This window comes from Mycobacterium sp. E796, from assembly GCF_001672815.1.
Lineage (GTDB): Bacteria > Actinomycetota > Actinomycetes > Mycobacteriales > Mycobacteriaceae > Mycobacterium.
Genome location: NZ_LZKK01000332.1, coordinates 1 through 15,419, shown reverse-complemented (window position 1 = coordinate 15,419; position 15,419 = coordinate 1). Strand labels below are relative to the sequence as shown.

The window sequence follows — 15,419 nt, the reverse complement described above, 5'->3', positions numbered from 1 at the left end:
CCTCCGGCCCGATGCCAGTGTGGCGCATGTGACTTAACCAGAAATCGTTGTGAGTTGCGGGCTTTCGTTGTGCGCCCAGGGCGGCGAAATCGCGAAATTTCCGCCAGCAATACACACGCGACGCCGTCCACGCACACTCACGCTTCGAAACGGTAGCCCATCCCAGACTCAGTCAGCAGGTGCTTGGGATGCGACGGGTCGTCCTCGAGTTTGCGCCTCAGCTGTGCCAGATACACACGCAGGTAATGGGTCTCGGTGGCATAGGCCGGGCCCCATACCTCCTTCAGCAACTCCTCGCGGCCCACCAGTTTGCCGCGATTGCGCACCAGCACCTCGAGCATGCCCCATTCGGTCGGCGTGAGATGCACCTCGGCGCCGTCCTTGGTGACCTTCTTGGCGGCCAGATCGACGGTGAACGCTTCGGTTTCGACGACGGGCTCGTCGGTCTCCGATGCCGCCGCGTTGCGACGGACCGCGGCGCGCAACCGCGCCAAGAACTCGTCCATCCCAAAGGGTTTCGTCACGTAATCGTCGGCGCCGGCGTCGAGGGCCTCGACCTTGTCCGACGAATCGGTGCGCGCCGACAACACGATCACCGGCGCCGAGAGCCAGCCGCGCAGGCCCCCCAGCACCTCGATGCCGGATATGTCCGGCAGGCCGAGGTCCAGGATCACCACGTCGGGCTTGTGCTCGGCGGCCGCGCGCAGCGCCCCCGCGCCGGTCGACGCGGTGATCACCTCGTAACCCCGCACGGACAGGTTGATGCGCAGCGCGCGCAGGATCTGCGGCTCGTCGTCGATCACCAACACCCGGGTCATCGGCGCCGCTCTCCCCCGCAAGCGGGAGGTGCCCCCACCTCATCGCTGCGCTCTGCATCGTCGCTGGCGCGGGTCATAGGGCACCGAACTCCTGCGGCGCAGCCAACTCCACCACGACGGTCAGGCCGCCGCCCGGGGTGTCACCGGCCGCGATGGTGCCGCCCATCGCCTCCACGAAGCCACGCGCCACCGACATTCCCAGCCCGACGCCCGTGGTGTTGTCGTGATCGCCCAGCCGCTGGAAAGCCTCGAAGATCTGATCTTCGGTACCCTTCGGGATTCCGGGACCTTCGTCGATGACATTGATCAGGATCCGGTCACCAACCCGGCCCGCGTTGACCCGAACCACGCAGTTGGGCGCGTAGCGCAGCGCGTTGTCGATTAGGTTCGCAAGCACCCGCTCCAACAGCCCGGCGTCGGCCATCACCACGGCGTCGCCGACGTCGACCTTGACGCGATCGATCGCCGATCGGTAAAACCCGGTGGCGCCCTTGCCGATACTGACCAGGGCGCGTTGCACCGCCTCCTCCAAATAAACCCGGCGCAGGTCCGGATGGATCACCCCGGCGGCCAGCCGCGAGGAATCGAGCAGGTTGCCGACCAGCGCAGTCAGCTGGTCGATGGACTCCTCGATGGTGGCCAGCAATTCCGCCGTGTCTTCGGGGGAGAAGGCGACGTCCTCGGCGCGCAGGCTGGACACCGCGACCTTGGCGGCCGCCAGCGGCGTGCGCAGGTCGTGGCTCACGGCCGAGAGCAGGGAGCGCCGCAACTCGTCGGCCCGCACGATCGCCTCGGTCCGGCTGGCTTCTTCCGCCAGCTCACGCTGCTTGATCAGACCGGCGGCCTGCTTGGCCACCGCGCTCAGCACCCGGCGGTCACGGGTGGACAGCTTCTTGCCGGCCATCAGCATCCAGAACTCGTCGTCGCCGACCTCGATCGCGGTGTCGGCGGAATCGACGCTCACACAAGGATCTTTGCCCACGCACGCGACGATGTAGCTCTTCTTTCCCGCGGCGCGCTCTTCCTCGCTGGGCTCGCGCAGCATGCTGACCGCGCGCTGCGAATAGGTCTCCCGCACGCGCTCCAGCAGCGTCTCGAGGTCGGCGCCCCGCAGCACCGACCCGGCGAACAACGTCAGCAGTTCGGCCTCCTGGGAGGCGCGCCCGGCCTCACGGCTGCGTTGACGGGCGCCGTCGACGAGGACCGCGACGGCGACCGCGATCATCAACAGCACCAATTCCGTGATGGCGCTGTTGGGTTCGGCGATGGTGAAGCTGTGCCGCGGGGGTATCAGGTAGTAGTTCAGCAGCAACCCGGACAGCACGGCCGAAAGCGCCGCCGGGGCAACGCCCCCTAACAGTCCGACCAGCAGCACCCCGACGAAGAACAGCGCGCTCTCGCCGGCGTTGTTCAGATACGGGTCGAGCAACGTCACCGAGACCGCGCAGACGGCCGACGGCACGATGACGGCGGCCAGCCACGATGCGACGCGTCGCTCGCGGGGCACGAGCGACCCCAGGTGAAGGCCGCGCGTGGATTCCTCGTGCGTGACCATGTGCACGTCGATCTTCCCGGACCGCTCGACGATCGTCGGGCCGATGCCCTCCTCGAAGATGCGCGCCCACCGTGGCCGGCGCGACGTGCCGATGACCAACTGGGTGGCGTTGTTCTCGCGGGCGAAATCGAGTAGCGCCGTGGGCACGTCGTCGCCGACCACGGTGTGCAGCGACGCGTCCAGGCTGTTCGCCAGCTCCCGGATCTTGCCCATCTTGCGCTCCGACACACCCGCCAGCCCGTCGCCGCGGATGACGTGCACCACCATCAACTCGGCGCTCGACTTCGACGCGATCCGCGACGCCCGCCGCACCAGCGTCTCTGATTCCGGGCCGCCGGTGACGGCCACCACGACCCGCTCGCGCGCCTCCCACATGTCGGTGATCTTGTTCTCCGCGCGGTACTTGGCCAACGCGGTGTCGACCTGGTCGGCCAACCAAAGCAGCGCCAATTCCCTTAGCGCGGTGAGGTTTCCGGCGCGAAAGTAATTCGACAGCGCCGCGTCGATCCGTGCCGGCGCGTAGACATTGCCGTGCGATAGCCTGCGGCGCAACGCCTCCGGGGTGATGTCGATAAGTTCGACCTGCGACGCTTGGCGCACGATCGAATCCGGGATGGTTTCCTGCTGCTCGATGCCGGTGATCTGGGCGACGACGTCGTTGAGGCTCTCCAGGTGCTGTATGTTGACCGTGGAGATCACCGTGATCCCGGCGTCGAGCAGTTCCTCGACGTCCTGCCAACGCTTTTCGTTCTTGCTGCCGGGAGTGTTGGTGTGGGCGAGTTCGTCGACCAGGACCACCTGAGGATGGCGCGCCAGCACGGCCGGCACGTCGAGTTCGGGGAACCTGCCGCCGCGATAGTCGACGTAGTGCGGCGGGATGATCTCGATACCGTCAAGCAGCTCGGCGGTTTTCGCTCGCCCATGGGTCTCGACCACCGCCGCAACCAGGTCGGTGCCGCGTTCCAGGCGCCGGTGCGCCTCGCCGAGCATCGCGTAGGTCTTGCCGACACCCGGTGCTGCGCCGAGGTAGATCCGTAGCTCGCCGCGCTTGGGACGGTGGTCGGTTGCGCTCACGTCAACCATCATCCCCCTCCGCGCTAACCGGTGACCGGAAATCGGTGGTCGAGCTGCAGGTTGAGCGCCAGCACGTTCACCGTCGGCTCACCCAAGAACCCGAGGTCGCGGCCGTCGCGGTACTGCGCCAGCACTTCGCGGATCTGAGCGGCGCTGACGTGCCTGGCCTTTGCCACTCGGGCGACCTGGATGTCGGCGTAGGCCGGTGAGATGTCCGGGTCCAGGCCACTGCCGCTGGCCGTGACTGCGTCGGCGGGCACGGCCGGGTTGGCGGAGGCGGCCCCGCGGACGGGCACGATCTGGCCGATCGTGTAGTCCTCGCCAAATTTTGCGCACTCGACCCGCACGCCCTCGTACATCGTCAGGAAGGGGGCCGAGGTCGACTGGCACGGCTCGTTGACGCTCACCACGCGGGTCGGGTGGATGACGTTGCCGCGCGCGTCGCGAGGTCCGATCACGGACAGCACCGCGCCCACGCCGCCGCCGGTGCAGAACGGGCGGGAGCCGTCGACTCCCTCGAGCTGACCGACTGCGGCACTGCGCGTGCACACCTGTGTCAGCAGGCTCGGCTTGAATCCTGCATCCGACGCGGACTTTCCGCCGGCGATCTGCGCCGGATCCGCGGGTGTGTCGACGATGCTCTCCGGACCGAGGTTGCTCGCGCTGGTATTCAGAGGGTCGTAGCCGGTGCCGGCCGCCGAGGGGCGGCTCTGGAAGTACTGCGGCAGCGCGTTCCCGTCCTTGTCGGTGAACAGCTGACCGATCAGCCGGCTGCCGACCGTCTTGCCGTTGGCGGTGAGGATCGAGCCTTCGGCCTTGTCGTGCAGTCCCGGTATCTGCGCGACCAGCCAGACGAGCGCCGGGTAGGCGAGGCCGGTGATCACGGTCAGCACCAGCAGCGCGCGGAAGGCCGCCCAGTGCATGCGGACGAAACTGGAGAACTTCATGTCAGGACATCCCGGGGACGAATTGGACGATGAGGTCGATTGCCTTGATCCCGATGAACGGGGCGACGATGCCACCCAGCCCGTAGATATAGAGGTTGCGACTCAACAGCTTTGACGCGCTGCTCGGCGTGTAGCGCACGCCGCGCAGTGACAACGGGATCAGCATGACGATGATGATGGCGTTGAAGATCACTGCGGACAGGATCGCGGACTGCGGGCTGTGCAGTCGCATGATGTTGATCATGTCCAGCCCGGGGAACAGCGCCACGAACATCGCGGGGATGATCGCGAAGTATTTCGCGATGTCGTTTGCGATGGAGAACGTGGTGAGCGCGCCGCGGGTGATCAGCAGCTGCTTGCCGATCTCGACGATCTCGATGAGCTTGGTCGGGTCGGAGTCGAGATCGACCATGTTGCCGGCCTCTTTGGCCGCCGACGTTCCGGTGTTCATCGCCACGCCTACGTCGGCCTGAGCCAGCGCCGGCGCGTCGTTGGTGCCGTCACCGGTCATCGCGACCAGCTTGCCGCCTTCCTGCTCGCGCTTGATCAGCGCGAGCTTGTCTTCCGGGGTCGCCTCGGCGAGGAAGTCGTCGACGCCGGCCTCGTCGGCAATCGCCTTGGCCGTCAACGGGTTATCGCCGGTGATCATGACGGTGCGGATGCCCATCTTGCGCATTTCGTCGAAGCGCTCGCGCATGCCCTGCTTGACGACGTCCTTGAGGTGGATGACGCCGAGCACCGCCGACTCGCCATTCAGGCACTCGCCGACGACCAGCGGGGTGCCCCCGCCCGCGGAGATGCCGTCGACGATCTCGCCCAGTTGCGTGGGGACCTTACCGCCTTGTGCGCGCACCCATTCCGCGACCGAACTGGCCGCGCCCTTGCGCAGTTGGTGCCCGTCCAGGTCGACACCTGACATCCGGGTGGCGGCGGAGAACTCCACCCAATGGGCGTGCGCGAGTTCGCCCGGAGCGCGCTCGCGCAGCCCGAAGTGTTGTTTGGCGAACACGACGATCGAACGTCCCTCCGGCGTTTCGTCGGCCAGGCTGGACAATTGGGCGGCGTCGGCGAGCTGCTCGTTGGTGATGCCGTCGAGCGGGATGAAGGCGCCGGCCTGCCGGTTGCCCAGCGTGATGGTGCCCGTCTTGTCGAGCAGCAGCGTGTTGACGTCACCGGCGGCTTCCACGGCGCGCCCGGACATCGCTAGCACGTTGCGCTGTACCAGCCGGTCCATCCCGGCGATGCCAATGGCGGACAACAACGCGCCGATCGTGGTGGGGATCAGGCACACCAGCAGCGACACCATCACGATCCCGGTGACGCCACTTGCGTTGAGCGCCTGGGTGTCCGGGACGCCCGGGTTGTTCGCCTTGGAGTAGATCGCCAGCGGCTGCAGGGTCGCGACGGCGAAGACGAAAATGATCGTCAACGCGGCCAGCAGGATGTTCAGCGCGATCTCGTTCGGGGTCTTCTGCCGGTTGGCGCCCTCGACGAGGGCGATCATCCGGTCGATGAAGCTTTCACCCGGCTTCTGGGTGATCTTCACGACGATGCGGTCGCTCAGCACGGTGGTGCCGCCGGTGACCGCGGATCGGTCGCCGCCGGACTCGCGGATCACCGGCGCCGACTCGCCGGTGATCGCCGATTCGTCCACCGACGCAATGCCTTCCACGACATCGCCGTCGCCCGGGATCACCTGGCCGGCCTCGACGACGACGATGTCGCCCTGCTGCAACAACGGCGCCGCGACCTCTTCCTCGACGCCGGGGGCGCCGGGTTGCCAGTTTTTGAGGCGCCGGGCGAGGGTCTGAGTCTTGGCGCGCCGCAGCGTTTCCGCCTGGGCCTTGCCGCGGCCCTCGGCCACCGCCTCCGCGAGATTGGCGAAGAGCACGGTCAGCCACAGCCAGATGACGATCAGCCACGCGAACCAGGTCTCGTTGATGACCGCCAACACGGTGCTCCATGCGGCGCCGATTTCGACGATGAACATCACCGGGTTGCGCCACAGGGTGCGCGGGTCGAGCTTGCGCAGCGCATCCGGGGTCGACTTCCACAGCATCTTCGGGTCGAGCAAACCGCCCTGGACCCGCTTCTTCTCTGTGGGAGTCGCGGGCTGCGTCTGCTCGGACGAATCGACGGCGGTCGCGGTCATCAGTGGATTCCTTCAGCGAGAGGCCCAAGCGCGAGCATGGGCAGGAAAGTGAGGGCAACGAGTATCACCGTGACGCCGGCGACCATTCCCACGAACTGCGGGCGATGGGTGGGCAGGGTGCCCGCCGATTCGGGCGTGTGGCCCTGCTTGGCGAGCGAACCGGCCAGCGCCAGGACGAGCACCATCGGGAGGAACCGCCCGAAGACCATCGCCAATCCGAGCGCGGTGTTGTACCAGTTGGTGTTGACGCTGATGCCGGCGAACGCCGAGCCGTTGTTGTTCGCGGCGGAGGTGAACGCGTACAGCACCTCCGACAGCCCGTGCGGGCCGGTGTTCAGCATGCCGGCGCGTTCGCCGGGCAGCGCCATCGCGATCGCGGTCCCGGTCAGCACGATCAGCGGCGTGACCAGGAAATAGCTTGCTGCCAGTTTGATTTCGCGTGGGTTGATCTTCTTGCCGAGGTATTCGGGTGTGCGTCCGACCATCAGTCCGGCAACGAAAACGGTGATCACCGCCAGGATCAGCATGCCGTAAAGCCCCGAGCCGGTGCCGCCGGGAGCGACCTCACCGAGCTGCATGTTGAACAGCGCCATCATCCCGCCGAGGCTGGTGTAGGAGTCGTGGAACGAGTCGACGGCGCCGGTGGAGGTCAGCGTTGTCGAGTCGGCGAACACCGCCGAGTTGGCGACGCCGAACCGCTGCTCGACGCCTTCGAAGGCCGACCCGACGGCGGTCGGCACCGTGCCGTGGTGCTGCAGCTGGAACCACATCATGAAGGACACACTGAACGCGTAGAGGGTCGCCATGACCGATGCGATCGCGTAGCCCTGCTTGGTGCTGCCCACCATGCGCCCGAAGGTGCGGGGCAGCGAGAAACTGATCACCAGCAGCAGGAAGATCTCCAGCCAGTTGCTCCACGTCGTCGGGTTCTCGAACGGGTGCGCGGAATTCGCGTTGTAGAAGCCGCCGCCGTTGGTGCCGAGCTCTTTGATCGCCTCCTGGCTGGCCACCGGGCCGCCGGTGATCGTTTGCTGGGCGCCGCCGAGGGTGGTGGCGACCTGGTCGTGCAGGTGGAAATTCTGGATCGCGCCGCCCGCGATGAGCACGATCGCGGCGATGATCGAAATTGGCAGCAGGATGCGCAGCACTGTGCGGACCAAGTCGACCCAGAAGTTCCCGAGGTCACCGGTGCGCTTGCGGGCGAAGCCGCGCACCAGTGCGATCGCCACCGCCATGCCGACGGCGGCCGAGACGAAGTTCTGCACCGCCAGCCCGGCCATCTGCACCAGATGGCCCTGCGTCGATTCGCCGGAGTAGGCCTGCCAGTTGGTGTTGGTGACGAAGCTGACCGCGGTGTTCCACGCCAGCCCCGGGGTCATCTGGGTGGCCGGATCGTGCAGGTGCAACGGCAGTTTGCCCTGCACGAGCTGGAACACGAACAGGAACAGGATGCTGATCGACGAGAACGCCAGCACGCTGCGGGCGTAGGCCCCCCACGTCTGCTCCGAGCGCGCATCGACACCGATCAGCCGGTAGATCAACCGCTCGGCGTAGGAGTCCTTTTCCGACGTGTAGACGCGATACATGTAGTCGCCGAACGGCACATGTACCAGCGCGAGTGCCACGACGAGGAAGACGAGGAAGATGATCCCCGCTGTTGTTGTGCTCACTAGAACCTCTCCGGGAACAGCAGGGCGGCCGCGAGATACAGCGCAAGGACGACGGAAAGCGCCAAGCCGACAACGTTTTCGTAACTCACAGCCGCTCGACTAACTTCTGCGTCAGGCCGAGGAGGGCAAACACCGCAATCGTCACTAAGACGTAGATCAACACGCCCATCTTGTCTCCGTTCAGCACTTGAAACCTCATCGAGTCAGCCGCAGCGCCGGCCTCGGAGGCAAGGTCAGCTTGAAACTAGACGGGGTTTGCCGGATAGGGCCTTTGGTTGACACTTTCCTAACGCCGTTGCAGTGCGCCTTTACGGTTTCTTTACGCTCGTTTGTTCGAACACCGCTGCGGCCCGCACCATGGGCACTCGGTATCTGAATTGCCAAGCGCGACAAACGCTGTGAACTGCGCGACAAGTAAGCGGTGTGCTATCCGTTCAGCCGTTCGTGCAGAGCACGCAACGCGACGTATCGACGGTCGACGTCGGCGCGATCGGATTCATCGGGGACCGATTCAGCGTTGGCTCGGTGAATCATTGCCGCCTGGTCCATCAGAACCTGTGCGCGGTGCGGGTCGGTCGTCTGCTCCATGATTGTCGTCAAGGCGTCGAGCTGGCGGATCATCACCGCGGGCATCCCGCGGCTGGCTTGGCGAATCTTTTCGAAGGCTCGCTGCACCAGCCGCTCGTAGCTGACTTGATCGGAGATGACGCGGATCGCCCCCTGATGGTCGCGATGTATTTGAGTGGGCGTCCATACCGGTGCGATCTTGCACAGGCAGTCGCCGAGCCAGTCGATGCACGTCAGCGCGGTAAAGGTGTCGTTGACGGCCGGCGATAGCGCACGGATGGCGATCTCGACGAGCTGGTCCACGCCGAAGGCGACGTCCTGCGTCAGGGTGCGGTGCGGCCCGGTTGCCTGGGCGCGGGCCAAATAATCGGCGACCTGGTCTGCCGCGGCGGCAGGCCACACGCTGGCCAGTTCGCGGCCCTCAACAAGGAAGTGACCCGGGCGGTAGGGCAGCCGGATCACCGCGTCCGCGTCGGTGGCGACGCGGACCAGCGTCTGATGCCGGATGAATTGCAGGTAACCGCTTTTGGGAGTGCGAATGACGCTGCCGGAGGTTTCAATCCTGGTGAGCAGCTCGTCAAGTGAGGGACCGCGGCCGGGCTTTCGCGCCGACGACTGCGGCTGGTCACTGCTCTGCACCGCGACGGCTTGGGCCAGGTCCTTGGCAATGCCGGCGATCACCTGTGGCAGCTGGATCTGGGTGGCGATGTGGTGGATGAAATAGATCAGTACCGCCAGATCAATGAGAACCAGACCGAACGCGGTCGTGATGGATACATGAGGCACGAACTCGCCCCGATCGCCGGGGCCAATCGACACCAGCACCACGATGCAATACACGAACGTCGCGACGAACGTTCCGAGCGTGAGCTGGGTGCCCCGGTCACGGATGAAGTTGCGCAGCATCCGCGGACCGAACTGTGTCGACGCGAGCGTCAGGGTCACGATCGTGATGGAAAAGACGATGCCGACGACGGTGATGACCGATGCGGCGATCGAAGTCAGGAGTTGGCGTGCGGCGTCGGCGGAGCCGCTGATCACCCAGGACGGGGGGCGGAACGCACCCTGGTAGGCGGCTCTATCGAGCCGCAGGGTAACCACGAAAAGCCCGAGCGCACCGACTATCAGAATCGTAGGAACCAACCACAGATTGGTGCGCACCTCTTCTCGCTGCCACTCCGGCCACACCACACGAAGGCGTGGCATCACATCAGTGCAGCCCCCGACGATCGATTGACTACCACGGCGGATATCTAACTGGCCGGCCCAGATAACCGCAAGCTGGTTCTGCTGACGCTCGCCCGGCCGACAAGGTGGCGTAAAGGTTGGGCCGTGGGGCGTATAGATGTCGTTTGGATTAATAGTGGGCGCCGCGAACTCGGCGTAGACCCGAATGCATGCGAAGGACCGTCCAGCGACACCCTGGGTCGGGTGTTCTTCAGCCGACCGAGAACGTACCGGCGCGACCGCAATGGTGGTCGCGGCTACTCGACGGCGCCCACCAGTGGGGATCGTTCGATGCCGCGGTCGGCAGATACGGCATCCAACGTTATCGGTTGACCATCTATCCCCCCGGCAGCACGACCGCTGATCGCCGGCTGGCGCGGCTGTGGCGGGGGTGGCCGATAACCGGCGCTATGCTCGGGCTGCTCGCGGTCATGCTGCTCGGCGATGCAGCGGCCTCACCCGACACCGTGCTGGGCATCTTTGTGGTCATCTATGTAGGTGTCGGCGCGCTGCTGTTCCTGTGGGCCGGACCCCTGCGCGTGCGAGTCAGGTCGATGTCCATCGTCCTTTTTCCCAACAGCGACGACGCGCATGGACGACGCCAGTACACGGAGTGGCGCACCTTGGCCGGCGCGCTGACCTGCGCCGACCGGATGCTGGCCACTGGTGCGATCTCCGTGGTCGAGCACGAGGCCATCTGGTGGGAAGCCTACGACCGAGTTGAGGCGATTGCGCATGTCTAACACCCTGTCCCAGATTCCCGAGGCCGTCGCAGCAGCTTCGGTGTTGCTGACGGTCTACTATCTGGGTCGACGCGGAAGCGGTCGATCCCGCTTCGAATCCTGGTCTGGCGGAAGACAAGCGAACGGCGCGAGCCTAAAACGGAAGTGATGCGGCCGTTTCACGGCCGATATTCGCTTCGGTCGCCATCGGCGAACTCATCTGAGCAGTGCGTCGGCCGCTGGGCCGAGCGCGAGCGCGGGCAGATATTCCAGCCCGACGATGATCACGGTCGCACCGATGATGAGGAAAACGAACGTCGGACTGTGCGTGCGCAGCGTTCCGGCGGTGATGACACCGGCCCGTTGTGCCGCGAAGGTCCCGGCGAGCGCGAGCACCACGATGATCGGCACGAACCGCCCTACCACCATCGCGAGCGCAAGCGCGATGTTGTACCACGTGGTATTGCCGGAAAAGCCGGCGAAGGCGCTGCCATTGTTGGACGCGACACTGGTGAAGGCGTACAGCACTTCGGAAAGTCCGTGGGGCCCCGGGTTGAGCATGGAGGCGCGCTCGCCGGGCAGCGCCACGGCCACCGCGGTTCCAACGAGCACCGCCACGGGGAGGGTCAGTAGATAGAGGCTGACGAGCTTGATATGGCGGGCATGGAGCCGCTGCTTGAGGTATTCCGGTGTGCGTCCGATCATCAGGCCGCCCAAGAAGACGGCGAGCAAGGTCATCATCAGCAGGCCGTAGAGCCCGCTGCCGGCACCGCCGGGTGCCACCTCGCCGAGCATCATGTTCAGCATCAGCACGGCTCCGGCGGCGCCCGCGTAGCTGTCATACGACGAGTTGGCCGCGCCGTCGGCGCTGGCGGTGGCGGCCTGACCGAAGATGGCGCTGCCCGGCACCCCGAAGCGGGTCTCGGTGCCTTCCGTTGCCGCACCGACGGCATGGATCGCGGTGCCGTTCATGATGAGGTCCGACGCGATGATCGCCGCGGTGCCGACCACAAACAAGGTTGCGGCGGCGGCGAATAGCGCCCAACCCTGCTTCTTGTCGCCGACCATCACCCCGAAGGTTCTGATGAACGCGACCGGAATCAGCAGCATCGCAACGATTTCCACGACATTCGTGAGCGGCGTAGGGTTCTCGAAGGGATGAGCGCTGTTCGCGTTGAAGGCGCCGCCGCCGTCACCCGACATCAGCTTGATGGATTCCCATGTCGCTACGGGGCCGCCAAGAACCCTCTGATGTCCTCCGGCGATCGTCGTGATGTCTTGCGGCGCAGCCAGATTATTGACCACTCCGAGTGCGAGCAGGATGAGAGTGACGACGATCGACAGCGGAACGAGGATGCGCAGCACCGTTCGCGCCATGTCGACCCAGAAGTTTCCGATTTGCTCGTTTCGGTACTGCGAGAGTCCTCGGATCAATGCCACGGCGACGCACATTCCGACCGCGCAGCTGGCGAACGCCTGAACACCCAAACCGGTCAGCAACCCGATGTGGCCGAGTGTGGTTTCGCCGGCGTAGTTCTGCCAACTGGTGTTGGTGACGAACGAGATCGCGGTGTTGAAAGCCAGCGCGGGCGTCATACCCTTGTGCCCCCACGGCTCCGGCAGTCGCGCCTGCGCCAGTAGCAACCCGTACAGGAAGAGCACGCTGACGGCGGAGAACGCCAGCACCGACGTGCCGTATTTCATCCACCGCTGCTGGTCGTCGGGTTGGGCCCCGATCACCCGGTAGCACAGTTTCTCCAGACGCCAGTGCCGCGTGTCGGTGTAGACGCGGGCCATGTAGGTGCCCAGCGGCACGTGCAAGGTCACGACCAAAACAGCAATCGCGGCGACTTGTAGCCAGGCCGCTATTCCCCATTGAGGTGGATTGTCGATGGGAATGCTCCTTGATTCAAACCCGGTCCGTTCGGAGGAGAAACTACGCGTATTCGGCGCATTTCGCCGTCAACAAACCGTCAAGGACACCGCCAGCCAGGTCAAGAAGTTGTAAAGCGGCATTGCCCGCGCGGGTCCCGTCCTGCTGCAATACATCTCATGACCCACACCACGGTTGTCGCGCTCGCGGTGCCCTCAGCGCTGGAGCGTTACGGTGTGGGCTGGGACGATGAACCGCCGTCCCGCAGCCAAATTGGCCTCTGAACCAGTCCTTTTAGCGCTCGCAGGTCAACCCTTCTCGATTCGTTCCTTTTCGTATTCCTTCCGACCGCGTTCGCGTCGCATCGTGTGACGCCCACAGTCGTCCCTATAACCTTCGAAAGTTGTTATGCCCAAGAGCCTTTCAAAATCACCCATTGTTCTAGTTACCGGCGCCACCGATGGGATCGGCTATGCAACGGCCCGCCGGTTCGTCGATGGTGGTGCGACCGTATATCTGCACGCTCCGGACCAGGACAGCGGCGAGGAGGCGATGACGCGCTTGGTGAAAGACGGAGCGGAGCCGCTGCGCCTGAACCTTGCCGTCGCCGACTTCACGCGCCTGGACGAGGTCGCCGACCTGGCCAACAGGCTCGCGGCGACTTTGCCGGCGCTGGACGTGCTGGTAAACAACGCCGCAGTCGCCGCACCCCAAGGGCGCACCTACACGGAGGACGGCCACGAGCTGACCTTCCAGGTCAACTACCTCGCGCACTACCTGCTGACCACGAGGCTGGTGCCGCTGCTCGTCGCCGCCGGCGGACGAGTCGTCAACGTGTCGTCGGCGACGCATATCGGGGGGAACATCAAGTGGAAGAACTTGGCCGGCGAACAGTATTGGCCGCTGGCGGCTTACGCGCAATCCAAGCTCGCCCTCACGATGTACAGCAAGTGGCTGGCTGAGGCGGGCGGCGCTTCGTTCACCGCCGTCAGCGTTCATCCCGGCGTGTACCGCACGCAGCTGTTGCCCATCTACGACCGCGTCGGTCGGCCGGCCGAGGAGGCCGCGCCGATCATGGCCACCCTCGGATCACCCGCCTATCCCGTGGTCGACGGTGGGTACTACGACGGTCTGCACCTCACGAAGGCCGCTGCGCTCGTGGATAATTCGCGCGCTCGCGGCCGGCTGGAGAAACTCAGTGCCCGCCTGGTCGAGTCGGCCCTGACGTAAGCGCCTACGAACTCACGTCTCGGTGGTTAGCTGGCATCGGTGACCGGATCGTCGATCATCGGCAGACGCACCCGGAAAACCGTTCGGCCACTGGCGGATTCGGCGGTCACCGAGCCGTGGTGGGCCTTGACGATCGAACTCACGATGGCCAGACCCAGCCCGATGCCCGACCCGTTGGACCGGGCCGTGTCGGCGCGCGCGAACCGCTCGAACAACCGGGGGAGGAGATCCGCGTCGATGCCGGGGCCGTCGTCGGCGACGGTCAACTCGACGTAGGGCGACTCGGTGCCGCGCCGCCGGCAGGTGATCCCGGTCGTCACGGTGACGCCCGGCGGCGTGTGCACCCGGGCATTGCTGAGCAGGTTGCTGACGAGTTGGTGGAGCCGTGCGTGATCTCCGCGCACCCAAACCGGCTCGTCGGGAAGGTCTTTGACCCAATAGTGTGTCGGCGCCGCGACCGCCGCGTCGTTCACGGCGTTGCCGACGAGGTCCGCCAGGTCGACGTCTTGGGTCTGCAGGTCTTGGCCCTCGCCCAGGCGCGACAGCAACAGCAGCTCGTCGACGAGCACCGCCATGCGCCGCGCTTCCGCCTCGATGCGGGCCAGCGCGTACTCGGTGGTCGGCGGCAGCGCCGAGCTGTCCTGGCGGGTCAGCTCCGCATACCCCTGAATCGCCGCCAGCGGGGTGCGCAACTCGTGGCTGGCGTCGGTGATGAATTGCCGCATCCGCAAGTCGGAGTCGGCCCGATGCGCCAACGCGCTGTCGACGTTGTCGAGCAACCGGTTCAGCGTGTGCCCGACGATTCCGACCTCGTTGTCGGGGTCGGTGTCGTTCGGCTGCACCCGAACGCTGATTCGGTGGTCGTCGGTCAGCGGCATGGCGGCGACCTCGGCGGCGGTGGCGGCGAGCCGGCGCAGCGGGCGAAGGGTGATCCCGACCACCCAGATGGTCAGCGCCGCGGTAATCGCGAGGGCGGCCGCGACAAGCGCCGTGGTGGTGATGTTCTTGCGGGCGATGATCTGGTTGGCCCGCGCCTGCGATACCCCGACGACCAACAGGTCGGATCCATAGGCCCGGCTGTCGACCCGGTAAGAGCCCAGGCTGCCCAGCTTCTCGGTGCGCGGTGGGGCGTCGTCGGGCCACGGCTGGGACTCGATGGCGTGCACCACGTCAGCCGGCGCGGGCCGCGCCTCGGCTTCGGAAAAAACCGCCGAACCGATCACCACGCCGTCGTGCAGCACGGCGATGACGTTCCCGGGCGTTTGATCGGTGAACTCCAGCATCGCCTGGGCGATCGGTTCGCCACCGTGGCCCGCCGGACCGTGTTCGCCGTTTCGGTATCTGGTGTACGAATTGCTCAGCGCATCAAGGGATTGGGCGACGTCAGCGTCGCTCATCGCCGTCACGTAGCCGCGCAGGCTCAGCACCGAGACCACGCCCACCGTCACGAGCACCACGCTGACGACGGCCAGCACGCCCAACAGCAACTGGCGGCGCAACGAATGGGGCAGCCACCGCGGCAGGTCCCTGGATCCGGTCTGCGGCGTTGGGTACATGCTGCGACCACCCGAATGACCCCCGAGC

12 protein-coding genes are annotated in these 15,419 nt (G+C 65.8%); 2 read left to right on the top strand and 10 right to left on the bottom strand.

Annotated elements, in window-relative coordinates; genetic code table 11:
• Positions 1-137 precede the first annotated feature (137 nt).
• From A5706_RS27020 to A5706_RS26990, 8 genes are all read right to left on the bottom strand, one after another.
• Positions 138-818: a response regulator gene (locus tag A5706_RS27020; protein WP_068138013.1), complete on the bottom strand. Its 681-nt coding sequence runs from the start codon at positions 816-818 to the stop codon at positions 138-140.
• Between the two features lie 73 nt (positions 819-891).
• Positions 892-3,459, bottom strand: coding sequence for a sensor histidine kinase KdpD (locus A5706_RS27015; protein ID WP_068138011.1), 2,568 nt, complete (start codon positions 3,457-3,459; stop codon positions 892-894).
• An 11-nt stretch (positions 3,460-3,470) separates the two neighbouring features.
• Entirely contained in the window at positions 3,471-4,394 is a 924-nt protein-coding gene (locus A5706_RS27010) for a potassium-transporting ATPase subunit C (protein ID WP_068138009.1), read from the bottom strand.
• A 1-nt stretch (position 4,395) separates the two neighbouring features.
• Positions 4,396-6,546, bottom strand: a complete 2,151-nt coding sequence (gene kdpB, locus A5706_RS27005; RefSeq protein ID WP_068138006.1) for a potassium-transporting ATPase subunit KdpB — start codon at positions 6,544-6,546, stop codon at positions 4,396-4,398.
• Positions 6,546-8,216 carry a potassium-transporting ATPase subunit KdpA gene (kdpA, locus tag A5706_RS27000; RefSeq protein ID WP_068138003.1) on the bottom strand — a complete coding sequence of 557 codons (1,671 nt, stop codon included), beginning with the start codon at positions 8,214-8,216 and terminating at the stop codon, positions 6,546-6,548. The genes kdpB and kdpA (A5706_RS27000) overlap by 1 nt, the downstream gene beginning before the upstream one ends.
• Positions 8,216-8,305: a K(+)-transporting ATPase subunit F gene (gene kdpF / locus A5706_RS33280; protein WP_156767363.1), complete on the bottom strand. Its 90-nt coding sequence runs from the start codon at positions 8,303-8,305 to the stop codon at positions 8,216-8,218. Before kdpF ends, kdpA (A5706_RS27000) begins: the two co-directional genes overlap by 1 nt.
• Positions 8,302-8,403: a potassium ABC transporter ATPase gene (locus tag A5706_RS33275; RefSeq protein WP_231985431.1), complete on the bottom strand. Its 102-nt coding sequence runs from the start codon at positions 8,401-8,403 to the stop codon at positions 8,302-8,304. The genes kdpF and A5706_RS33275 overlap by 4 nt, the downstream gene beginning before the upstream one ends.
• A 239-nt stretch (positions 8,404-8,642) precedes the next feature.
• A complete protein-coding gene (locus A5706_RS26990) occupies positions 8,643-9,989 on the bottom strand; it encodes a DUF2254 domain-containing protein (RefSeq protein WP_068138000.1) in 1,347 nt (448 codons plus the stop codon).
• Positions 9,990-10,180: 191 nt separating this feature from the next.
• Here A5706_RS26990 and A5706_RS33270 point away from each other — a divergent pair, with 191 nt between their 5' ends.
• A complete protein-coding gene (locus A5706_RS33270) occupies positions 10,181-10,753 on the top strand; it encodes a DUF6611 family protein (protein WP_156767362.1) in 573 nt (190 codons plus the stop codon).
• A gap of 195 nt (positions 10,754-10,948) precedes the next feature.
• Here A5706_RS33270 and kdpA (A5706_RS26980) read toward each other — a convergent pair whose 3' ends face one another.
• Positions 10,949-12,601, bottom strand: a complete 1,653-nt coding sequence (kdpA, locus tag A5706_RS26980; RefSeq protein ID WP_156767361.1) for a potassium-transporting ATPase subunit KdpA — start codon at positions 12,599-12,601, stop codon at positions 10,949-10,951.
• Positions 12,602-13,013: 412 nt separating this feature from the next.
• Here kdpA (A5706_RS26980) and A5706_RS26975 point away from each other — a divergent pair, with 412 nt between their 5' ends.
• Entirely contained in the window at positions 13,014-13,835 is an 822-nt protein-coding gene (locus A5706_RS26975; protein ID WP_068137993.1) for an SDR family NAD(P)-dependent oxidoreductase, read from the top strand.
• A 26-nt stretch (positions 13,836-13,861) separates the two neighbouring features.
• On the opposite strand, the gene A5706_RS26970 is transcribed toward A5706_RS26975, so the two are convergent.
• Positions 13,862-15,391 carry a cell wall metabolism sensor histidine kinase WalK gene (locus tag A5706_RS26970; RefSeq protein ID WP_068137988.1) on the bottom strand — a complete coding sequence of 510 codons (1,530 nt, stop codon included), beginning with the start codon at positions 15,389-15,391 and terminating at the stop codon, positions 13,862-13,864.
• Positions 15,392-15,419 lie beyond the last annotated feature (28 nt).